Genomic DNA, 21,841 nt, shown 5'->3' on the forward strand with positions numbered 1-21,841 from the left:
AGGAGGTTTCACTTCTGGATATCCATTATTTATAAAACTGAATACTCAACAGTCTTTAATTCTTATGCTGTAACTTATAGCACTCATCCAAAGCCAACTCATAATAGGCCAGACCTTCCTGAGCAGCCAGAAAAGCCTTTTGCTGCAGTACGGGGTCTTTATCGCATAGCCGTTTAATCAGCTCCATCGCTTCATAGGGATGCAAATCATCATAATGCGCATGTGCTCTTAACCACGCCAAAGAGCGCTTGTTGATATTGACTTCCGGATGTTGAGTGTATACCTGAATCCCTTTATAGACCTGAATGGTCCAGTCGCCTGTTGCCCATTCAATCGCAAGATTGGTTGCTGCAATACTTTCGGCCAGTGTGCCCCGGAAGTTAACATCCCACAAAAAGTGATTGACTGCGTTCATGGCCACAGGTGGCTTTACTTGATTCAACATTTCAACTGTCAGACCAAAGCCCCCCGCCCAGTCCTGATACCAGTTTAAATGCCGTTCTTCCACCTTGATATTCTGGATCAGCCAGTCTCGGGTTTCAGTTACCCCATCCAGTTCAAATGAGGTGGCCTTCGCCAATGATCCGGCCATATAGGACGGAAAATGGGCCACCAAAGGATAGAAATTCAATAAGGCCGAACGAAAACATTCCAGACTTAATGAGCCATTGGCCATATCCGTGAATAGTGGGTGTTTGCTTACTCGCTCTTTCGCAGGTAACAGGTCATCCCAGAACTGTTGCGCCCATTCGGAGTGAGGTGTGATTTCCAGTTTAGTTCCATATTGATTCATAGCAGTCATTGCGATGCATCCTATTTCGTATGACTTAATTCAATCATTGACCATGATCGATGCTTTTTTATAAATTGTAGCTCAATACTCGCAAGATACAATCGATTGCCGTTTAATTTGTAACAGCTTTTTATTTCTTGAATCTAATTTAAGCTTGAATCATTATTTTAGGCAATGCTTATTATTTAAAAATTAATATTTTTTTATAATCTAATACACATTCCTTTTAAATCAGTGTAACGTAGTAAAAAAATAATCCCTATTTTGACATTTATAAGAACATTTTTGGGAGTGGTGAGAGATAAGATGAAGTTGAAAGCTTCCAATATATTGGGACAAGAACAAATCGACTTGTTAATTTCTCGCGGGCTAAATTTAGTTTGGTTTCCTAAAGAATTAGAAGTGATCTATCGTGATCAGTACAGAAATGAGGCTGCACATGAGTTCCGTTATCGTGCCCCTATTATTTTAGGTTTATATCTATTTCTAAGCTTCGGTATCTATCAGGTACTACCGACAGACCTGCGGATCACCTGGATGGCAACCTATGGCTGGGTTGGAATCATTATTACTTTGGCATGGATGCTGTCTTTCCTGCCCATGATGAATAAATGGTTTGATCACTATGTCTGTATTGGTTCCATGGGCGCCGTGGCCATTTCGTTTACGATCATTAACGTACTCGAGCAAGGACAAAACAACGTTCTGTTCCATGCCGCCATGATGTATGCCGTGGTGATCATCTATGGTTTCGTCGGTATGCGCTTCTATACGGCGATCATTGCCGGCTGGGTCGGCGGTTTGATCGGGATTATTGCCAGTACCTGGCTCAGTGGTGCCATCGACTGGACCTTCCTGAACCGCACCTATACCTTCAGCAGTTTTCTGGGCATGGCTCTCGCCTACGCCACCGATCGGCAACACCGTGAAAACTATCTGCAAAACTGCATGATTGAACTCAACCGTTTAGAACTGATGCGACAGGCGCAGCAGCTTTCGATTCTATCTCAACAGGATGCCTTAACCGGTCTAGCCAATCGCCGCTATCTGGATGAGGTGCTGGAGAATGAATGGAAACGCGCCACGCGCCATGGATTACCAATCACCATCATGATGATCGATATCGATTTCTTTAAGCTCTATAACGATACGCTGGGGCATATCCAGGGTGATCAATGTTTACGGCGCATTGCGATCATGCTCGGCTCTATCGCCTCACGTAGTGGTGATCTTGCAGCGCGTTATGGTGGAGAAGAGTTCTTGCTACTGTTTGCCATGACGGATCGTGAGCAGGCACTGGTACAGGTTAAGCGATTGATGGAAATTATTAATAATATCGGGATTGCCCATCCCAAAAGTCAGGTTTCCAAATATGTGACCATCAGTGTGGGGGTTGCTACCATGATGCCGAAAATTGGAGATAGCCTGTCAGAGTTTATTGCTCAAGCGGATCATGCGTTATATATCGCGAAAAGTAATGGTCGCAATCAATATCATATTGCGTCAACTAATAATATAATTTCCGAAACTTTATAATGGATGTATATTATTAAATACAGGTTAAATTACTTTAATTTTAAACTGAATGATAATGAGACGTAAGCCACACATATAATAAATTATTTGTGTGGCTTAATCTTTTTTATATTAAGGTTCGATGGGTTTAAATGGAGCAACCACATCGGCATTTTGAGCACGATGTCTTAAAAAGTGATCCATTAATACAATCGCCAGCATCGCTTCAGCAATCGGCGTTGCACGTACACCCACACATGGATCATGACGACCTTTGGTCAATACATCGGTATTTTCACGATCAATGGTAATGGTTTTACCTGGCGTAGTAATACTTGCAGTCGGCTTTAAAGCAATCGCAACACGGATGGTCTGCCCACTGGAAATTCCCCCCAAGATACCGCCAGCATGATTGGCAAGGAAACCGTCTGTGGTCAGCTCATCACGGGTTTCATGACCAAACTGCCCGGCAACTGCAAAGCCGTCACCAATCTCAACACCTTTAACCGCATTGATACTCATCATGGCATGAGCAATATCTGCATCTAAACGATCAAATACAGGTTCGCCCCAACCCACAGGTACTTTTTCAGCCACGATTTCAAGTTTGGCACCACAACTGGTGCCTTGCTCACGTAAAGCAGTGACCAGCTGTTCAAAACGCGGAACGGCATCTACATCACCACAGAAGAACGGATTATTCGGAACTTCCGCCCAATCCAGTTTTTCTGCAACTTCATTACCAATTTGTGTGACATGTCCACGAATATCAATACCAAACTTTTCAGCAAGATATTTTTTGGCAATCGCACCCGCAGCAACACGCATGGCAGTTTCACGCGCACTTGAACGACCACCGCCACGATAATCACGGAAGCCGTATTTTTGCGTATAGGTATAGTCCGCATGGCCCGGACGGAATGTTTGGGCAATATTGCCGTAGTCTTTGGATTTCTGATCGGTGTTCCGGATCAACAAACCGATCGATGTACCTGTGGTTTTACCTTCAAACACACCCGAGATAATCTCAACCTGATCCGGTTCTTTTCGTTGCGTCGCAAACTTTGACGTTCCCGGTTTACGGCGATCAAGATCTTTTTGCAGATCGGCTTCACAAAGCTCAAGACCAGGTGGCACCCCATCGACAATTGCCATCAAGCCAACACCATGTGACTCACCACAGGTTGTTACTCGAAACAGTTGCCCAATACTATTCCCTGCCATGTTTTATCGCCTCTTAATTTTGAACGGATTGCTGAAATAATTCTTTATAACGACGGCATTGTTCAGCAGTTAAAGCAAAAATACCAGAACCACCTTTCTGGAAAGTCAGCCAATGGAAGTCAACGGTATTGAAGTTCTGGCGCATTGCCCATTCAGAATTACCCACTTCAATCACAATCAAGCCATCTTCCGTTAGATAATCAGCTGCTTGAGCCAACATTTTACGGACTAGATCTAGGCCATCCTGACCCGCAGCTAACGCAAGCTCAGGTTCATGCAAGAACTCTTCCGGTAAATCCGCCATATCTTCGGCATCGACATATGGCGGATTGCTCACGATCAGGTCATATTGATTTTCAGCAGGAATCTTCGAGAACAAATCTGATTCAAGCAAAGCCACCTGATATTGCTTATCATGATGCTCGGTATTAATTGAAGCCACTTCCAACGCTTCTTTGGAAATATCTGTTGCATCCACTTCGGCATCCGGATAAGCATAAGCCAAAGCAATCGCGATACAACCTGAACCTGTACACATATCCAGAATACGTTGCGGTGTTTTTGGATTATTATTTTCAGGTAAGTTGTTTAACGCTTCCAGCATACGCCCATTCTCATCAAGGCAGTATGGTGCAAAACGCTGTTCAATCAACTCGGCAATGGGTGAACGTGGAATCAGCACGCGCTCATCGACATAAAATGGCTTATTGAAGAAATACGCCAGGTTTAATAAATATGAGGTTGGAATACGGTCATTGATACGACGTTCTAATAAGCTCAGGAATTCCGCTTTTTCACTTGGCAGTAACTTCGCATCAAGAATTTCAGCATCCGCTTTCCACTCAAGTGACAATGTTTGTAGTACCAATGCAGCACTCTCGGCAAAATAGTCCTGAGTCCCTTGACCTAAGTGTGCGTCATATTGACGCATTGCGGTTACCCCAAAACGGATAAAATCTCGAATGGTTACTAGGTTTTCAGCCGCTTCTTGTAAATGTTCAGGGCTGATTGTCGGTCGCTCCACTTAGGCGTCTCCAAAAGTGCTAATTGCAAAACGCTTTATTCTAACGGGATTAAGATTGATTTAACAATAAAAAAACCGCCTCTCTACAAGAAGCGGTCTATTAACATGAGATATTCAGTTAGAACTTATAGGCCTAGCTTTTCTGCCACATAGTCCGAGTCTTTATCGCCACGACCCGAAAGATTGACCACAATCTTGATGTTCTTCTCCATTTTAGGTGCTTCACGTAAAGCCCATGCCACGGCATGTGAACTTTCCAGTGCCGGTACAATCCCTTCCACCCGTGAAAGTGTCATAAATGCATCAAGACATTCTTGATCCGTCGCCGTTTCATATTGCACACGGCCCAGCTCTTTCAGGTAACTATGTTGTGGCCCGACACCTGGATAATCCAGTCCTGATGCAATCGAATGCACTGGTAACGGTTCACCATGCTCATCTTCCAGTACATAACACGCCATACCATGAATCTGCCCTGGCTTACCCAAGGTCAGTGTTGCAGAATGCTTATCGGTATCCAGACCATGACCTGCTGGCTCAACACCCACCAGTTTGACATCAGTTTCATTTAAAAATGCGGTAAATGCACCAATCGCATTTGAGCCACCACCGACACAAGCCACTACATAATCAGGATTCTGACCAAAATACGCATTGGATTGTTGTTTGATTTCCTTGCCAATAATTGACTGGAAGTCACGTACCATTTTAGGAAACGGGTGTGGACCCACTACTGAACCAATCGCATAGATATAGTTTTTCGGATCTTTTAAATACTCTTCAAAGGCACTATCGACTGCATCTTTTAAAGTGGCTGTTCCTTGAGTCACCGAAACCAGTTTTGCACCCAATATTTTCATCTTTACGACATTGGGATGCTCTTTTTCGATATCCACTTGTCCCATATGAATTTCACACGGAATACCGACCAAGGCACAAGCCGTTGCCAGCGCCACACCATGCTGTCCTGCACCTGTCTCGGCAATGACTTTGGTTTTACCCATATACTTGGCAAGTAAAGCTTCACCTAAGCAGTGATTGATCTTATGCGCACCAGTATGGTTTAAATCTTCACGTTTCAGATAAATTTGTGCGCCACCCAGTTGTTCAGATAAACGCTTGGCATGAAACAATGGACTTGGCCGACCGACATAGTTTTTGAATAGGTCATTCAGCTCATCCTGAAACTCGGCCGTATGGCGAATCTCTTCATAGGCCGCATTGATCTCATCCATCGCCTCTTTTAAGTGAGGTGGAATGAACTGACCGCCAAAATTTCCAAAGAAACCTGCTTCATTAGGTAAAGCTACCCCATTGATTTGATGTTCCATCATTATTCCTGTTCTTATAAAGTTGTCGTCTTAATATAAATATTAACGCGATAAGTAGCGCGTCATGTCTTCGATACCCTTCAGCGTCATCGGAAACATATGATTTTCAAAAATGTCTTTAATCCAGTGAATGGTTTGGGTGTAATGCCAATAGCCTTCCATTTCAGGATTCAGCCAAGCGGTTTTATCGAAATGCTGGCGTAAACGTCTTAGCCATACTTCACCCGCTTCATCATTCATATACTCAACCGAACCACCAACCGACTTTAACTCATACGGCGCCATACTGGCATCACCCACCACAATGACGCGATAATCACGTCCATAAGTATGGAACAGATCCCAGGTATTCATGCGGGTTGCACTACGGCGATGATTGTCTTTCCAGACATAGTCATACAGGCAGTTATGGAAATAAAAGTATTCGAGGGTTTTAAACTCGGATTTGGCCGCACTGAACAGCTTTTCACATTCAGCAATATAGGCATCCATCGAACCACCAACATCAAACAGCATTAACACTTTAATGCGGTTACGACGCTCAGGCACCAGTTGTACATCCAGAATGCCCTGTTTGGCAGTCTCACGGATGGTGCCATCCACATCGAGCTCTTCAGCAGCCCCTTGACGGGCAAACTTACGTAAGCGACGTAAGGCGATTTGCATCTGGCGGGTTCCCAGTACCTGATCATCATCCAGATTCTGGTATTTACGCTGTTCCCACACTTTCACCGCCGAACGTTTACGTCCTGGCCCACCGATACGAACACCTTCAGGATGATCACCAAAGGCGCCAAAAGGTGAAGTACCACCTGTGCCAACCATACGGTTGCCGCCCTGATGTTTCTTATGCTGTTCACGCAAACGCTCTTCCAGCATTTTCATCAGTTCTTCCAGAGAACCGGCTTTTTGTAATTCCGCACGTTGTTCAGGCGTCAGATGCTTTTCCAGCAGTTCAAGATCGAACCAGTCTTTCGGTAACTTGTGAACCTGTTTCAGCAATTCATCCAGATCAAAGGTTTCGATGCCATCAAAGTAATCTTTCATGGCACGATCGAACTTGTCAAAGAAGCGTTCATCTTTGACTAAAACCGTTTTCGCCAACTGATAGAACTCGTCCTGATCTGCAAACACAAGACCTGAAGCTACTGCCTGATTGAGATCAATGAGCTCACGTGTCGTGACCGGTACGCCATATTTGCGTAAGGTGTAAAACAGTCGCACAAACATTGCTCAGTACTCTTAACGACGTGACATAAAGGCTAAACGTTCAAGTAATTGCACATCTTGTTCATTCTTGATCAAGGCACCATATAATGGTGGAATCGCTTTCGATTTGTCATGATTACGTAATACATCTTCCGGCATATCATCCGCCATCAACAAGCTTAACCAGTCAATCAGCTCTGAAGTTGATGGTGGCTTCTTCAAATTCGGGATTTCACGTAATTTAAAGAACACCTGCAACGCTTCACTGACCAGTGTATTGGAGATATTCGGAAAATGGACTGCAATGATGTCGCGCATGGTCGCTTCATCAGGGAATTCGATATAGTGGAAGAAACAACGACGCAAGAAAGCATCTGGCAATTCCTTCTCATTATTCGAAGTAATAATCACGATCGGGCGTTGTGTGGCAGTAATGGTCTCGCCTGTCTCATAGACATAAAACGACATTTTGTCGAGTTCATGCAGCAAGTCATTCGGGAATTCAATATCTGCCTTGTCAATTTCATCAATTAACAAGACACAACGCTCTTCGCTGGTAAATGCTTCCCACAATTTACCTGGCTTGATATAGTTTTTAATGTCATAGACACGATCATCACCTAACTGGCTATCACGTAATCGCGACACCGCATCATACTCATACAAACCTTGCTGGGCTTTGGTGGTCGATTTGATATGCCAGGTAATCAGCTTTAACCCCAGACTGGCAGCCACTTGTTCTGCAAGCAAGGTTTTTCCTGTACCCGGCTCCCCTTTGACCAGCAATGGTTTTTGTAGGGCACGTGCAGCTTTCACTGCAAGTTTTAAGCTATCGGTCGCGATATATTGATCTGTACCGGTGAAGTGTTGTGTATCAGCAGACATTTAAAAACCTTATTTTTCTATATTTAACTTAGTATCTAAACTGAACGTGCAGTTTTATTTGCAGTGTATTTTGACCAGCAGAAGCCAATCAGTAGCCCTGTACCAATGACGAATAAAATCAATGATAGATTTGACCAGATCAAGACATGCTCTTTGGTCAGCACACCAAAGATCAGACCAAAAATTGCAGGGGCAAGGGCTGAATTCGGACCTTCTGAAATCGTTGGCGTTGCAAGAACTGCAAAAGCCACGATCCATAGGATGCCACCAATCGGATTGGGCAGACGTGACATCAAACGATACCAGCACCACAATGCAATGAGGGTCCCCGTAACATAAACAATGATCGCGACATTTTCTTCAGGAAACTGATCCAGTACCGAAAGAATGTTCGACCAGATTGCTGTTAAAGTTTCAAGCACCGCGTAAGCCCTCTGGTTCTACCGCATTCGGATTGATGAGTCCTTCAGGCGGCATTTGAATAAAAAAGCCTTTGGTATTCAATGAATCTAAAACATGTAAAACGTTGGCACGTGCAAGTTTTCGCTCATTATGAAGTTCTAAATGCATCACAAAGGTGGCTTTGCCGAAGGCCTGTAAAACGCTTTCTGGAACACCTTCAAACGGGTTCTCTTGTTCCTTGTCATCAGGATAATTTGGACGAGCAATGTACATATACATTTCATCTTTTTTGCTCGATCTATAAATATCGCAGTGCATGTTTACTCACATCTATTAACAATCAAAGACAGCATACATGAAAATAAAAATGGATACATTAAGGATTGTTAACGCCAGAGTCGACTTTTTTCTTTCGTCACCTTAGCCCTTATTTCCATGCCGTGTCTTAGAATGTCATAATCAAACACTGATTTTTTAGTGGAACAGTCATGCAACAAAACAAATATGATGATCCTGTATTTTTTACTGAATATTCAAAAATGCCTCGTTCGGTATATGGCTTGCACGCTGCTGGTGAATGGTCGGCATTTAAAGCATACCTACCAGAGTTAAACAATAAAACGGTTTTGGATTTGGGCTGCGGCTATGGCTGGCATTGTCAACATGCTGCTGAACAAGGTGCGAGCTCTGTGACTGGAATTGATTTATCCACTAAAATGCTAGAAAAAGCACGACAGTTAAATACAGCAAAAAATGTGGTTTACCAACATAGCGCGATTGAAACTTTTATCGCTGAAGCAGCGTCATTTGACCTGATCATCAGTTCACTGGCCTTGCATTACGTGCAAGACCTGGATGCTGTATTTGAAAAAGCGGCTCAACTGCTCGTGCCACAGGGCGAACTCTATTATTCTGTCGAGCACCCGATTTTTACCGCACGTGCGCAGCAAGACTGGATTTATAGTCATGAGAAACAGCCACTGTATTGGCCGGTGGACCATTATTTTGCAGAAGGCCAAAGAGAAACACAGTTCCTGGGTACCCATATGGTGAAATATCACCGCACCATCGAAACCCATGTCATGGCTTTACTCAAAGCAGGTTTTGAAATCACCGCCCTGATTGAACCACTGCCTAGCAATGAAATGATTGAAAAGATGGGCTGGCAGGATGAACGAAGACGGCCCATGATGCTGATCATCAAGGCCCAAAAAAAGAGCTAATCACTTAGCTCTTTTTTCAAAACGCTAACGGGCAATTTTCATCTGAGTAGCCAGATACTCAATATCTTCCCGCAATAAGGCAATTAAGGGTTGAGTCAGCAGATCATAACGCCAGCCCATCAGATAATTCGGCAAGCTCTGCTCATCCCGATGAAAGACCACATGTTCATAAATGGCGTTCATCCATTTCTTACGCAACAATACTTCTTTCGGGATTCCGGTCTGAAGTACGACATCAGCAATTAAAGCATCGATTTTAGGTGCCACTTCTTTTGAATTACTCTTGACCGGCCGTGCCATGCGTAAAGGCCATTCATTCTCAGGCGGTAAGAATTTCAATAAATCCAGAATGGTTTTACCATGCTCACGGATCACATTCGGCCGGATATCCTTGATCTGGGCAAGCTGAAAGGTATTCCGCGGATTTTTTTCAACCAGATCAATCATGGTACCATTGCGAAGAATAAAGCTGCGTGGCTGATTTAAGGCCTTGGTAATCTGCTCTCGCCAGATACTCAACTGCTGCAGTTGCATCAACTCACGGCGTGAATGGCGGTAGTTACCAATGTCGGTATAAAGTTCTGGCAGTGGTGTTTCCGTTGCAATCTCTTTGGTGAGATTCTGGCAGTCTTCCAGTACGTATTGATACAGCCCTTTCGCTTTCAGGTCGGTTTTGAGGGTATCTGCTAGCTTGCTTAAATAGATGACATCATTTGCCGCATAGCTCATTTGCTCCTGCGACAGTGGTCTTGCCAGCCAGTCTGAACGGGTCTGGTCTTTTTCAATATCGATATTGAGACAGGTCTTTAATGCATTCTGATAACTGACCTGTAATCCATGCCCCAGAAATGCCATTGCGACCTGGGTGTCAAACACATTATTCAAGGGTTTCTGATCTGCATAATGATAGATCAAGTCAATATCTTCACTGCAGGCATGGAAAATGTTCTGTTGAGCAGCAAAAATCTTTGGCCAGAAATGGGTCAGATCCAATGCCGCACCGTCCAGTAACAGAATCTGGCCATTTAAATTGATTTGGCAAACACCAAGTTTGGGATATAAGGTATCGACCTTGATAAATTCGGTATCAAGTGCATAGACAGAACACTGTTCCATCTGGCTAAGGAGAACAGCTAAATCTTGTTGCTGCTGGATAAACTGAAACATGTGTGCTCAAGTAAAATAATATAGAACCATACGCAATAGAGTGATCTAACCAAGATCAGGCATTGCTTAACTAAAAAACAAAATACAAAAAAATTTAATTGGTATTCCACATATAAAACATGAAATTACTCCTCTCTCCATTTCATCAAAAAACGAAAATCCTTTTCGCCAGCTCATAGTGCCACAAATCATCGTAAATAGATCTACGATAATGTTAGACAAAATGTAAAATTTAATTATTTGTTTAAATTAACAGCATGAATTTAAAATAAATATAAGAAAATGCCAAGAAAGCTGTTATTTCATGCGCATTCGGTTGTGTACAGCCTGACTTAAGGTATGACTATCGACATATTCCAGCTCACCACCTTGCGGTACGCCTTGTGCAATTCGGGTCATCTGAATCGGTAAATGTTTGGTCGCTTCAACCAGATAATGTGCGGTTGCCTGGCCTTCTACTGTCGCGTTGGTCGCCAGAATGACTTCCTGAATCTGTCCTTCGCTCAAACGCTGAATCAGGTAAGGAATCCCGATTTCTTCTGGGCCAATGCCATCTAGAGGTGACAAATGTCCGCCCAAAACATGATATTTACCGCGGAAACTGCCACTTTGCTCAATCGCCATAACATCTGCTGGTGATTCAACCACACACAGCAATTGCTCATCACGTTCTACCGAGGCACAAATATCACAGACATCATGTTCTGTTAAAGAGTGACAAATACGACATTCATGAATATGGCTGGAAGCTTCATGTAAAGCATAAGACAGTGCAAAGGCACCTTCGCGATTTTTCATTAATAAATGCAATGCCATACGTTGTGCTGATTTTGGGCCAACACTCGGCAGAATACGTAATGCTTGAACCAGTTGTTCAAATCGTTCACTAAACACTAATTAACTCGATTATTTGTAGAAAAAAAGATTCCCCAAGCACCTTGATCGAGTGCTTGAGGAATACTCAATTAGAATAGGCCAGATAAACCTGGTGGTAAGCCCATACCTGAGTTTGCACCTTGAAGTTTTTCTTCTGAAATTGCTTCTGCCTGACGTGCAGCATCATTCATTGCTGCAGCAATCAAATCTTCAATCATGTCTGCTTCGTCTTGTAACAGGTCAGGACTAATTTCGATACGCTTAACGACATTACGGCACGTCATGGTCACTTTAACTAAACCACCGCCTGCTTCCGCATGAACTTCAGTATTTGCAAGCTCTTCTTTGGCTTTTTTAAGATTAGTTTCCATATCTTTTTGCATGCGCTGAGCTTGCTGCATGAGCATATTAATGTTCATAAGTTTCTCTCGTTAAATTAAATCTAAACCGCGTGATAAGTCGCGAATAATATCATCAATGTCTTCTAAACCAACAGACACACGAATTAAACCTTCTTCAATTCCTGCAGCTTGTTTAGCTTCTGCCGACATTCTACCATGCGAGGTGGTTGCTGGATGTGTAATTGTTGACTTAACGTCACCCAGATTACTGGTAATCGACAAGAAGCGCGTATTATCGATCACCGTCCATGCGCCTTCACGTTCGCCTTTGACCACAAAGGATACGACACCGCCAAAACCTTTTTGTTGTTTTTTCGCGAGTTCATGTCCCGGATGATCTGGTAAGCCTGCGTAATAGACTTTTTCCACTTTTTCGTGCTGATGTAACCATTCAGCCAGCTTTTGCGCACTCTCACAATGAGCTTTCATACGAATGCTAAGCGTTTCAAGGCCTTTCAAGAAAATCCATGCATTAAACGGACTCATTGAATTACCCAAAGTACGAATCACGCCGTTTACTTCTTCAAGCAAGTCATGCTTACCGACCACTGCACCACCAAGCGCACGGCCCTGACCATCAATATATTTGGTTGCTGAATAAAGCACTAAATCCGCACCAAACTTGATCGGTTGTTGTAATACAGGGGTACAGAAACAGTTATCAACGGCAAATAAAGCACCATTGGCATGGGCAATATCGGCAATCGCCTGCATATCACCGACTTGTGCCAATGGATTAGACGGCGTTTCAATAAATAAGATACGAGTATTTGGACGAATCGCCTGTTTCCAGCCCTCAAGATCGTCTAGATCCACAAAGGTCACTTCAACCGCAAATTTCGCCACATATTTTTCAAATAAAGCAATGATTGAACCAAATACTGCGCGAGAACAAATGACATGGTCGCCCGCTTTTAAATAGGCCATACACATTGCATGAACTGCTGCCATACCTGAACTGGTCGCAACTGCACGTTCTGCACCATCCAAAACCGCTAAACGCTTTTCAAAAGCCTGAACGGTGGGATTGGTATAACGTGAATAGGTATTACCTGCAATTTGTCCAGAGAATTTTGCAGCAGCATCCGCCGCACTGTCACACACAAATGATGAGGTTAAAAAGATCGGCTCACTATGTTCACCTTCCGAGGTACGATCATGCCCTGTGCGAATTGCCAGTGTTTCTAATTGGTATTCTAAATCATCGCTTGGATTCATCGTTTTGTATGCCTTATGATCATAATGAGGAAATATGCCAATATTTTGATCGCCTAAGGTATTTAAGGTCAAGGCGTAAGATGAAATTATCGCTTAGACTTCGTGCAATCTTGACTCATGACGAGACTTTATAAGATGAAATCGCTTGTGGAACAGCAAAAAATAAATTTTAAACATCTGGCTATGCGTGTATTCGATGCCGACAAACTGGTTTTGTCTCAATCAACGCCGTATCAAGTGATTGCCCAATTTAAACAAACCCGTGTCCGTTTCTACGCTTCCGAGAATAAGCGTTATAAGGAACCACTGGTTTTTGTTGCCCCCTTAGCGATTAATATGGATATCTATGACCTGTATCCTTACCGTTCATTGGTCAAACATTTTCAGGACAGCGGTTTTGATGTCTATCTGATTGATTGGGGTAAGCTTACTTATAAAAACTATCAGATTAACTTTCTATCTTTTATTGATAAGTTTATTCCAAAATGTATTGAAGCTATTCAACAGCATGCCCAATCGGAAAAAATTTCACTGCATGGCTGGAGTATGGCAGGCATCTTTGTCACGCTTTATACCGCACGCCATCAACCAAGTGTGGTGAAAAATCTGGTGGTTTTGGGTAGCCCAATCGACAGTTACGCTTCAGGTTATATCGGCAAGCTGTATAAAACCTTGGCTTATCTCACCAACCGTAACCCAACCATCAAAGACTATATCTATAACCGTTTGCCCAAACTGATGATCCATTCACCAGGCTTCCTTAATTCTTTAGGATTCAAGCTATTGGACCCTAAAGGCTGGATTGATGGTAATATTCAGTTGTTGAAAAATCTGGATAATTTGAAACTGGTACAGGAAGATGCCACACTCAGTCACTTCTTGAATAATATGATTGATTACCCGGGCGGCGTAAATCAGGACATGTTATTTAATGTCTGGCTGCAAAATCCTTTAAAACATGGCGCGATTCGTCTCAAGAACAAAACCATCGAACTTAAAAATATTAATTGCTCACTTCTTGTCGGTGCAGGCAAAGGTGATCAATTGGTAACTTCCGAGTCTGCCTTTCCGCTGACCCAGTTGACAAGCAGTCAGGATGTCACGTTTACTCTTATCCCGGGTGGACACTTAGGTTTAATGTCCAGTCAAAACAGTTCAATTGAGTTCTGGCCAACTTTAACCACATGGTTAGCCGAACGATCGACGCAAATAAAAAGGTAAAGTATGACTCAATCTGTTGCATTCATCGGTTTAGGCGCTATGGGCTATCGTATGGCGGCGCATCTTCCTAAATATTTTGAGAAAGTTCTGGTCTGGAACCGAAATTTTAGCAAGGCAGAACAACATGCAGCAGAATATGGCACCACCGCAGTAGAACTTGCTCAGGCAGTACAGGCTGACATTATATTTTCCTGCTTACCCACCAGCGATGACGTTGAGCAGTTGATTGAAGGCGTTGCGATTAAATCAGGTTCAATCTGGATTGATTGCACCAGTGGCGTACCAGATTCAGCCCGCCGTCTGGTGGAAAAATTGAAAGCACAAAATGTTGATTTTCTGGATGCACCTGTCAGTGGTCAAACAGTCGGTGCTGAAAATGCAACCTTGACCTTTATGGTCGGTGGCGATGTGGAGGCTTTTGAACGTGCTTATCCTGCAATGGCAGCATTAGGTAAATTGATTCAGCACGTCGGTGAACCTGGCGCTGGTTTTGCGGTAAAAGCCATTAACAATATGCTGCTTGCCGTAAATTTATGGTCAGTGACCGAAGGTTTCAGTACCTTAAAAGCGCATGGTGTGAACCTGGATGCAGCACTGAACTGCGTAAATGCTTCTAGCGGTAAAAGCTTTGTGACCGAAAATATTTTCCCGCAACGTGTCCTGAGCCGTGAATTTCCAGTGACCTTTGGTCTGCCATTACTGGCAAAGGATACTGGTATTGCACTGGATCTGGTCAAGGATGCCAAATTACCGGCACCTCTGCTCGCTTTAACTCAGAGCCTGATTCAAACTGCAAATTTAACTGCGGAGCCAAATAGCGACTTCTCCGCAGCAGCAAAATTATATGAGTCATGGAGTAAAATTACGCTGAAATAAGAGAAAAATTCAGAGTAAAAAAGAAAAGTTAAAACCGCTCTTTTGAGCGGTTTTTAAAAATGAATTTGAATCTAATAACCGAATCGGTAAACGGTAAAATATGAAAAAAATAATACTGTCTTTGTTTGGATTAGCTTTAGGTTTTTTGATATATAAATTTCCCTCATTTTCCACACCATGCTTCTTGGATGATGCAATTTGTATTTCAGAATTTAAGTACTCCAATTCCGTAGAAAGAAGCTTATATTTAAATAATAAAAACTTAGCTCCCGAACAAAAGAATCAATGGATAAATACGCATCATATTTATCCGACTGGGAAATCTGGCTTTTGGAACTATTGTCATGATTTTTCAGAAAATTCGATTATTTGTTCATTTCAAAATCTTGATAATATACCGAAATGCCAACCTTATAGTATTAATAAATATCCAATTGATAAATGGTCATTAGAAATATATAAAATTGAATTATTAGATAGAGATAAATTTTTATATAAGCTTGAGCCCTACAAAGGTGAAAAAACATCTTGGGTTGCAGCTCAAAGTATAGATATTCATCAAGAAGTATTATGTGAAACAGAAAGTTAGTTTCAGTCATCCTTTAATAAAACCAACCTCATCCACCGAGGCACAAATCCGGATTTCATCACCCAGCGACCACTCCGCTGCTCTGGCCGCCATAGCAGCAGGAACAGCTTCTGATCCGGGCCCAGCCGGCACATCATAGGTGGCATGGGCATCATGGGGCAACAATACCGAATAGCCTCTGGCTAAAGCAGCACGGGCTGTTGCAGCCACACACATTTCTGATAAAACACCACACATGGCTAATGACTGAATTTTCAACTCATCCAGAATATGCTGGAGTGATGTTCCATCAAAACCATTGTCCTCACTTTTTCGAACCACATATTCATTAGGCCGAGGCGCAAAAAATAATTCCCAACCCGCTTGATAAGGCTCATCTACCGATCCAACGTCCCCATCATTTTGTAGAAAGATCACGGGGGCATTTGTAGCTCTCGCTTTAGCAATTAGAAGATCCAGGGCAGCAATCAATGACTCAGATGCAGGAACAGCTTCTGCACCGGTGACAAATGCCCGTTGTACATCAATCACAATCAAAGCGTCTGCATTATTCTGTTGAGTTGAAATAGTAGTTTTTTTATAACCTAAACTATTTTTACAGAATTCTTTCATTATATTTATCTCTAAGGTTATGATTAAATAATAAAATTTTATACCCACCCATTATTTATGAAAGGTTTTCATAAAAATTCAGATACAGGATAGTGAATATAAAATGCTGTATTCCATAAATATTTTAATTAGAGTTAGTATTACCCTCTCTTGTTTAATCTTTTCCAACACCCTCTATGCTCAACAAAAAGTGTATGCACAAGCTAAGAATACTTTAGGATGGAATGGGCTGGAAATTGAGTCTGTCTTATTTAAAGATGGAGAAAGAGTATCAAATAACGAGTTTGATAAGAGAATGAAAACCCGTGTTGATAAGTTTAAGTCTCTACACGAATCAAGAATTATTGCAGCGAAAAGTAAACAAGAAAGATTTCAAGCTGAATGTGACTATTTAGCAGATGCAAAAAAAATTCTAGCTGTATACCTCTCCCTTTACCCAAAACTTTTACAACAACCAGATGCAAAACCTATTTTTCTACAATCTAGAGAATACCTTAAACATTTTAAAATAGAGAACATTCAATGCATTGAATAATTTACCTTATAAAAAACAACCAACCCACTAATCCAAAGAACACCTCAGCCTCTCCTCAAACCCTATGATTCAAGGAGATTAGGTTTTGATTTTGGGCTATCTTGATTTAGAAACTAATGCTGTACTTGCTCTTATATTCCGCCTGCTCTGGTACATTGTGTATGTCCTGATCTGTCATTATTCCGTGCTCAGGCACTTTGGAAGTGTTATGTGCCTCATTTTTAGGCACAATCGGTGGTTTGGTATTAGCGTCATAATCTATTGAGGTACACCCAGCCAGTCCTAGTCCCAATACTCCTGCAAGCCATAATTTTGTCATGAATCCCACCAATTACTATAAAAATCACAATTTCTAGCACCTCATTTCAAGCACAACTTATAACCACTCTTTATAAAATGCTTCATTTAAGACACTGAAACTTTAAAACCCATTAGAAATTTAAAACGGCTCAGACCTGTGTTTGCTTGTCAATTTATCCTTACAAAAGACTGCGGTTCATTACACAACAGAATATACAAATCATTGTTTTTTCTATATAAGAGGTATTCATCCTTAACAAACGAGCATATCAGTCATGGAGTCTGTCAGACTTTTATACGTGAGTAAAATTAAGAATATTGACTCAAACTTAAAAACAACTTTGATTGAAATCCTTGATGAGGCTGTAGACTTTAATTATCGCCATAATATTACGGGCGTTTTATATTATGGTCATGGTTATTTCGTACAATGTCTGGAAGGTGCAAAAACAGCTATTGATGACCTGTTTTATAACAGCATTGTCAAAGATGAACGTCATGTCAATTGTGAAATTCTCTACTACATTGAATGTGAAGATAAATTTTTCTCCCAATGGTCTATGAAATTTTCACCGATTAATCAAAATATTACTGATTTTTTCATGAAATATCATTTAGAAGAGTTTAATCCTTACCTGTTAACGGCTGAAACTGTAGAGAAATTTGTGGCGGTTCTGGCCGGCGAACCCGAGTACGATGTACAAGCCTATGTGTCTTAAATAAATCTACTTTTTTAGCAAGATGGCATTCTTGATCAGGAATGCCATTTAACGGATCGAAACACTTTTTTAATTCAAAATTACTTGCAGCATTTTCTGAGAAGTGCTTATATATAAAACAAAGAGGACGACCTCTTTTTTCATTTTTCAAGCTTTAGGACGACCTAAAAATATTATTAAAGAGGTGTCTGTAATGGCTTGGGCTTATCTTATTTTGGCGGGTATCTTTGAAATCATCTGGGCATATTCCATGAAAATGTCCGAAGGATTTACCAAACTCACGCCAAGCATCGTTACCATTGTTTTTATGATCCTGAGTTTTGGACTGCTCGCCGTGGCAATGAAAACCTTGCCTTTGGGTACAGCCTATACCGTTTGGGTCGGAATTGGTGCAGTTGGTGCATTCCTGATTGGAATATTCTTTTTAAATGAACCGATGGGCTTGTTACGTCTTCTGGCAGCAGCTTCAATCGTATTTGGTGTGGTACTGATGAAAATCACCACCAATTAATGCTTATTTGATAAAGCCCTTTTTTAGGGCTTTTTTAATGCCATTAAATTGCATTTTTCAAGCTATGTTATGCTAAAAAGCCTTTTATATCTTTTAGCAGAGGCAATACGTTGTATAAGATTCGCAAAGCAAGCGCGCATGATTTCGGCGTATTAACAGAAATATGGCTAGCCGCTTCCATTAAGGCGCATCATTTTATTCCTGCAGATTATTGGCAAAGTAATAGTTCCAGAATGCAAGACAACTATCTGCCCATGTCCGAAGTTTATCTAGCTGAAGATATTCACAATATTTATGGTTTTATTGCATTGCTAGACCATACCGTCGCCGCAATTTTTGTCTCCCCTGAATATCAGGCCAAAGGTATAGGCAGACAACTGATTCAATACGCCCAACAAATAAGAAACCGTCTGCAATTAAATGTATATCAAGACAATAAAAATAGTGTGAAATTCTATCAAGCCCACGGGTTCAGGATTTTAAATGAAAGCTTAGATACAGCCACAGATTCAAAGGAATATATCATGGTTTGGGAGAAGTCATAGAGTCCATATGAACGTTTGACATCGGTGATCTAAAATTGATTTTATCCTTTTAGGAAAAGCGCCCTTTCCACCTCACGGCGGCGTACCAGTCCCTTAAGAATTTGTCCTCCGCCTTTATTCCAGACGAGAAACTGCTCTGCTGCGGCTTGATAATCTCCGGTATTTAAACACTTGAGCAGTGTAGAGTTCTTAAACGCATTTTGGCCAATGTTATAACTGAGGGAAACCAATGCATCAAATTGATTTTGAGATAAAGGGACCAACACCGCATTATTTACACTAGTCTGAAAACGTTTTAAATCATGCTGGAAAAACAGTTTTGCCTGTTCTCTATTGCAATGATCACCAGGTTTGACCCGAATGCCGTCAGGATAAACTGTTGTACCAAAACCAATGGTCCATGTCCCGGTTCCATCATCATAGGCTGCTAATTTCAAGTCTTCAAAACCGGTAATTAAATCAACGCCCACCTGACTTACAGATCTTTCCGAATGATCCAGATCGACCGCCACACCAATTGATGCATCAACATCCACTGCTGTAGCAATATTGGAACCCTGACTTGGATTGTGATGACGATGTTGGACTGACCTGTAATCAAAAATCTTTTTTAAATAATCAAAAATTGTTTTCATGCTGCATTTTCCACGCTTTGACGCCATCTTTTGCTTCAGCTCAATACTAAAAATTTTATCATTACCGTTCACGCCCAACATGAACAACAGCTTAGCGAGGTAAATAACCCAATAAAAACCCGCCGAAGCGGACCCGTTTATTCCTCAATTTCAATCGGATCACCATCTTCAGGACGAATATGTTTTTCACCGTCATCTGCCGGATCTACACTCGAACCATCTTTGGTAATGCTGTTGTATAACTCATCCTCTTTTTTATCATCAATGAATTCTTCATCTTCAAAATCCAGCGCTTCATTATCGTCATCAAAATTCAAAGGCTTATTTTCATCAATCATGACCTCTACCCTTTATTAATACTCACCCTGTCATGCTTGAATAATTGATCAGGAGATTTCAACAGTGAACACACATCATTTGTGTAACCAATGCTTCAGAATGTATGTTTAAGCGATAAAAAAGGCGCCTGCGCGCCTGATTTACTGTATTTGCTATAAGTTTGTTACATTCACAGGTGGATAGAAAATTGTATATATCGACCATTCGCCTTGCTGATTTATAAAATTACTTCCTTGGCCCTAAGCTTGCGGCTAATTTAGCGAATGCATAATTTGATAAACAAGCTGACTTTTTGGTTATCCCGGTTAAAAATACACCTTGCAGAAGTTGAAAAACACAGTAATTAATTTGTTTCAATCTTGATTATCACATATTGCAAACCTACATATTGGTCGAGTTTGGCGTGATTCAAAGTATCATGAAATTCTGTGGGCACTTCAAGTTCTGTATATTCAAACATCCATTTGATATTATTAATAATTTCAAATTTACCACTGGCGTCAAACTTGATCCCTGGATCAATCACTGACTTGACCCGGAGGTTATTATTTGTCTCGATATCTCTTAATGTGATAATTGCCATATCCATCCCCTGATAAAGAGCTGTTATAGCATATACAATAAAAAAATACTGATAAATTAATTATTTATTTTAGATTCTTTGCATTTGTCTCTGTCTACGGACCAATCCCAGCACTGCTTTACGTGCCCAAATTTCGTCCTCCGAAAAAGGTAAATCTAAAATTAATTTCTCCATAGGCAAGCCATTATTTTCAATCAGAAAACAGTCCTGTTCGGTGGTCCAGTTTGAGGTGACGGGTGTCGGTTTAAGGCGGGATCTTTTCATCCCCATATTCTAGTCTATTTTGATCAATAAAAAAGCCCACTCCAGAGGAGTAGGCTTGCCCTTTATTCTTTTGCGCTGAATGAGGGTTATTGTTGTTTAGTTATAATGAAACAACACAGCGAATATAGAGCAAAGTGTGACGCATATCAACAAAAATATGCAAATAAGCCTGCAACTTTAAAGCCCAGCTACACAATATAAACTTTGACTGCCTAGTCGATTCCTAGCAAAGCTTATTTTTTTCTAGTCATCTTCGCTATCCAGCCTAGGACCAGAAATATCGTTAAAATAATAAATACAATATACATAGATAAACTCTAATTTAAATAAATACTTAGCTTATGATAAACCATCAAGCCAATTATTTCATTGCCTAAGCGCTATTGTATTATTTTTCTATGGAATGAGTGCAGTATCGATACTTTTCTGCTTTATCTTCAATGGCAATGGTATGAATACATGAACAAAAATGAAGTACTTTAGAATACTCAATCGTTTGCGGAACATCTACACCATAGCACTCGCTATCCACTTCCACTAATCTGGGAGCCAGAATCCATCTTCCGGTGAAAAAAGGAGAACCCAACCCAGCAACAACAATGACTAGCAGTATAAAAACAGGAAGGTTATTTTTAATATATGTCAGCATTTTTAATTTCTTGATGAAATTGAATGTTTAATAGCGTACTAATTTTAATGAGCATAGCATCATTATAGCCTAAAAATAGACATATAAGATTTGTTTAATCCCAAAATATGAAATGTTTTTGTTTTTATTTCAATTAGATAAAATTTAATTTCTTTCTATTGACCTAGACCATGTGTAACTCCAAATTCAATGTTT

The 21,841-nt window shown here is 41.2% G+C and carries 28 protein-coding genes; 9 read left to right on the forward strand and 19 right to left on the reverse strand.

The features are described from left to right. Nucleotides 1–55: 55 nt before the first annotated feature. Entirely contained in the window at nucleotides 56–802 is a 747-nt protein-coding gene (locus tag MSG93_RS05640; RefSeq protein WP_005285764.1) for a TenA family transcriptional regulator, read from the reverse strand. A gap of 297 nt (nucleotides 803–1,099) precedes the next feature. On the opposite strand from MSG93_RS05640, the gene MSG93_RS05645 reads away from it, so the two are divergent. After that, nucleotides 1,100–2,329: a GGDEF domain-containing protein gene (locus MSG93_RS05645; protein ID WP_005230393.1), complete on the forward strand. Its 1,230-nt coding sequence runs from the start codon at nucleotides 1,100–1,102 to the stop codon at nucleotides 2,327–2,329. A 111-nt stretch (nucleotides 2,330–2,440) separates the two neighbouring features. Here the strand turns inward: MSG93_RS05645 and aroC are convergent, their stop codons facing one another. From aroC to MSG93_RS05680, 7 genes are all read right to left on the reverse strand, one after another. Continuing rightward, nucleotides 2,441–3,532 carry a chorismate synthase gene (aroC, locus tag MSG93_RS05650; protein WP_005230392.1) on the reverse strand — a complete coding sequence of 364 codons (1,092 nt, stop codon included), beginning with the start codon at nucleotides 3,530–3,532 and terminating at the stop codon, nucleotides 2,441–2,443. 13 nt (nucleotides 3,533–3,545) lie between these two features. Further along, on the reverse strand, nucleotides 3,546–4,556 hold the full coding sequence (gene prmB, locus MSG93_RS05655; protein WP_009512939.1) for a 50S ribosomal protein L3 N(5)-glutamine methyltransferase: 1,011 nt from the start codon (nucleotides 4,554–4,556) through the stop codon (nucleotides 3,546–3,548). A gap of 125 nt (nucleotides 4,557–4,681) precedes the next feature. Continuing rightward, nucleotides 4,682–5,887 carry a tryptophan synthase subunit beta gene (gene trpB, locus MSG93_RS05660; RefSeq protein ID WP_324621028.1) on the reverse strand — a complete coding sequence of 402 codons (1,206 nt, stop codon included), beginning with the start codon at nucleotides 5,885–5,887 and terminating at the stop codon, nucleotides 4,682–4,684. Between the two features lie 42 nt (nucleotides 5,888–5,929). Beyond that, nucleotides 5,930–7,117: a vWA domain-containing protein gene (locus MSG93_RS05665; protein ID WP_005230389.1), complete on the reverse strand. Its 1,188-nt coding sequence runs from the start codon at nucleotides 7,115–7,117 to the stop codon at nucleotides 5,930–5,932. A gap of 12 nt (nucleotides 7,118–7,129) precedes the next feature. Beyond that, complete coding sequence (locus tag MSG93_RS05670) at nucleotides 7,130–7,981, reverse strand: AAA family ATPase (protein WP_009515407.1); 852 nt, start codon at nucleotides 7,979–7,981, stop codon at nucleotides 7,130–7,132. 35 nt (nucleotides 7,982–8,016) lie between these two features. Further along, on the reverse strand, nucleotides 8,017–8,403 hold the full coding sequence (locus tag MSG93_RS05675) for a hypothetical protein (RefSeq protein WP_005230385.1): 387 nt from the start codon (nucleotides 8,401–8,403) through the stop codon (nucleotides 8,017–8,019). After that, a complete protein-coding gene (locus tag MSG93_RS05680) occupies nucleotides 8,396–8,701 on the reverse strand; it encodes a YcgL domain-containing protein (protein WP_005230383.1) in 306 nt (101 codons plus the stop codon). The genes MSG93_RS05675 and MSG93_RS05680 overlap by 8 nt, the downstream gene beginning before the upstream one ends. A gap of 170 nt (nucleotides 8,702–8,871) precedes the next feature. Between MSG93_RS05680 and MSG93_RS05685 the strand changes: the two genes are divergently transcribed. Then, the gene (locus MSG93_RS05685; RefSeq protein ID WP_324620906.1) at nucleotides 8,872–9,606 is read left to right on the forward strand and encodes a class I SAM-dependent methyltransferase; all 735 of its coding nucleotides are present in this window, start codon (nucleotides 8,872–8,874) and stop codon (nucleotides 9,604–9,606) included. 24 nt (nucleotides 9,607–9,630) lie between these two features. Here the strand turns inward: MSG93_RS05685 and MSG93_RS05690 are convergent, their stop codons facing one another. From MSG93_RS05690 to MSG93_RS05705, 4 genes are all read right to left on the reverse strand, one after another. Further along, nucleotides 9,631–10,773, reverse strand: a complete 1,143-nt coding sequence (locus tag MSG93_RS05690) for a ribonuclease D (RefSeq protein ID WP_199972842.1) — start codon at nucleotides 10,771–10,773, stop codon at nucleotides 9,631–9,633. A 297-nt stretch (nucleotides 10,774–11,070) separates the two neighbouring features. Further along, complete coding sequence (recR, locus tag MSG93_RS05695; RefSeq protein ID WP_005230374.1) at nucleotides 11,071–11,667, reverse strand: recombination mediator RecR; 597 nt, start codon at nucleotides 11,665–11,667, stop codon at nucleotides 11,071–11,073. A 71-nt stretch (nucleotides 11,668–11,738) separates the two neighbouring features. Then, nucleotides 11,739–12,068, reverse strand: a complete 330-nt coding sequence (locus tag MSG93_RS05700) for a YbaB/EbfC family nucleoid-associated protein (RefSeq protein ID WP_004772118.1) — start codon at nucleotides 12,066–12,068, stop codon at nucleotides 11,739–11,741. 12 nt (nucleotides 12,069–12,080) lie between these two features. After that, a complete protein-coding gene (locus MSG93_RS05705; protein ID WP_324620908.1) occupies nucleotides 12,081–13,268 on the reverse strand; it encodes an O-succinylhomoserine sulfhydrylase in 1,188 nt (395 codons plus the stop codon). A 135-nt stretch (nucleotides 13,269–13,403) separates the two neighbouring features. On the opposite strand from MSG93_RS05705, the gene MSG93_RS05710 reads away from it, so the two are divergent. The 3 genes from MSG93_RS05710 to MSG93_RS05720 all read left to right on the forward strand — a co-directional run bounded on the left by MSG93_RS05710 (nucleotide 13,404) and on the right by MSG93_RS05720 (nucleotide 15,954). Then, nucleotides 13,404–14,489, forward strand: coding sequence for an alpha/beta fold hydrolase (locus tag MSG93_RS05710; RefSeq protein WP_005230371.1), 1,086 nt, complete (start codon nucleotides 13,404–13,406; stop codon nucleotides 14,487–14,489). 3 nt (nucleotides 14,490–14,492) lie between these two features. Continuing rightward, nucleotides 14,493–15,365, forward strand: coding sequence for an NAD(P)-dependent oxidoreductase (locus tag MSG93_RS05715; RefSeq protein ID WP_324620909.1), 873 nt, complete (start codon nucleotides 14,493–14,495; stop codon nucleotides 15,363–15,365). A 100-nt stretch (nucleotides 15,366–15,465) separates the two neighbouring features. Next, complete coding sequence (locus MSG93_RS05720) at nucleotides 15,466–15,954, forward strand: hypothetical protein (protein ID WP_324620910.1); 489 nt, start codon at nucleotides 15,466–15,468, stop codon at nucleotides 15,952–15,954. Between the two features lie 6 nt (nucleotides 15,955–15,960). On the opposite strand, the gene MSG93_RS05725 is transcribed toward MSG93_RS05720, so the two are convergent. Continuing rightward, the gene (locus tag MSG93_RS05725) at nucleotides 15,961–16,566 is read right to left on the reverse strand and encodes an isochorismatase family protein (RefSeq protein WP_324620911.1); all 606 of its coding nucleotides are present in this window, start codon (nucleotides 16,564–16,566) and stop codon (nucleotides 15,961–15,963) included. Between the two features lie 103 nt (nucleotides 16,567–16,669). Between MSG93_RS05725 and MSG93_RS05730 the strand changes: the two genes are divergently transcribed. Beyond that, nucleotides 16,670–17,101, forward strand: a complete 432-nt coding sequence (locus MSG93_RS05730; RefSeq protein WP_324620912.1) for a hypothetical protein — start codon at nucleotides 16,670–16,672, stop codon at nucleotides 17,099–17,101. A gap of 106 nt (nucleotides 17,102–17,207) precedes the next feature. Here the strand turns inward: MSG93_RS05730 and MSG93_RS05735 are convergent, their stop codons facing one another. Next, the gene (locus tag MSG93_RS05735; RefSeq protein ID WP_032883155.1) at nucleotides 17,208–17,420 is read right to left on the reverse strand and encodes a hypothetical protein; all 213 of its coding nucleotides are present in this window, start codon (nucleotides 17,418–17,420) and stop codon (nucleotides 17,208–17,210) included. Nucleotides 17,421–17,676: 256 nt separating this feature from the next. Here MSG93_RS05735 and MSG93_RS05740 point away from each other — a divergent pair, with 256 nt between their 5' ends. The 3 genes from MSG93_RS05740 (at nucleotide 17,677) to MSG93_RS05750 (ending at nucleotide 19,176) form a co-directional block, all read left to right on the forward strand. Further along, on the forward strand, nucleotides 17,677–18,120 hold the full coding sequence (locus MSG93_RS05740; RefSeq protein ID WP_005285742.1) for a BLUF domain-containing protein: 444 nt from the start codon (nucleotides 17,677–17,679) through the stop codon (nucleotides 18,118–18,120). 193 nt (nucleotides 18,121–18,313) lie between these two features. Then, complete coding sequence (locus MSG93_RS05745; RefSeq protein WP_005285740.1) at nucleotides 18,314–18,631, forward strand: DMT family transporter; 318 nt, start codon at nucleotides 18,314–18,316, stop codon at nucleotides 18,629–18,631. A gap of 110 nt (nucleotides 18,632–18,741) precedes the next feature. Next, on the forward strand, nucleotides 18,742–19,176 hold the full coding sequence (locus MSG93_RS05750) for an N-acetyltransferase (RefSeq protein WP_324620913.1): 435 nt from the start codon (nucleotides 18,742–18,744) through the stop codon (nucleotides 19,174–19,176). 41 nt (nucleotides 19,177–19,217) lie between these two features. Here MSG93_RS05750 and MSG93_RS05755 read toward each other — a convergent pair whose 3' ends face one another. The 5 genes from MSG93_RS05755 to MSG93_RS05775 all read right to left on the reverse strand — a co-directional run bounded on the left by MSG93_RS05755 (nucleotide 19,218) and on the right by MSG93_RS05775 (nucleotide 21,646). Beyond that, on the reverse strand, nucleotides 19,218–19,811 hold the full coding sequence (locus MSG93_RS05755) for a lysozyme (protein ID WP_324620914.1): 594 nt from the start codon (nucleotides 19,809–19,811) through the stop codon (nucleotides 19,218–19,220). A gap of 137 nt (nucleotides 19,812–19,948) precedes the next feature. Beyond that, nucleotides 19,949–20,149, reverse strand: coding sequence for a hypothetical protein (locus MSG93_RS05760; protein ID WP_005230359.1), 201 nt, complete (start codon nucleotides 20,147–20,149; stop codon nucleotides 19,949–19,951). A gap of 344 nt (nucleotides 20,150–20,493) precedes the next feature. Further along, nucleotides 20,494–20,733, reverse strand: a complete 240-nt coding sequence (locus tag MSG93_RS05765; protein ID WP_324620915.1) for a hypothetical protein — start codon at nucleotides 20,731–20,733, stop codon at nucleotides 20,494–20,496. 69 nt (nucleotides 20,734–20,802) lie between these two features. Continuing rightward, entirely contained in the window at nucleotides 20,803–20,997 is a 195-nt protein-coding gene (locus MSG93_RS05770; RefSeq protein ID WP_324620916.1) for a hypothetical protein, read from the reverse strand. A 388-nt stretch (nucleotides 20,998–21,385) separates the two neighbouring features. Next, nucleotides 21,386–21,646, reverse strand: coding sequence for a hypothetical protein (locus MSG93_RS05775; protein WP_324620917.1), 261 nt, complete (start codon nucleotides 21,644–21,646; stop codon nucleotides 21,386–21,388). Between the last annotated feature and the right edge of the window lie 195 nt (nucleotides 21,647–21,841).

Origin of the sequence: Acinetobacter sp. IK40 (genome assembly GCF_035615075.1) — a bacterium.
Taxonomy (GTDB): Bacteria; Pseudomonadota; Gammaproteobacteria; order Pseudomonadales; family Moraxellaceae; genus Acinetobacter; species Acinetobacter courvalinii.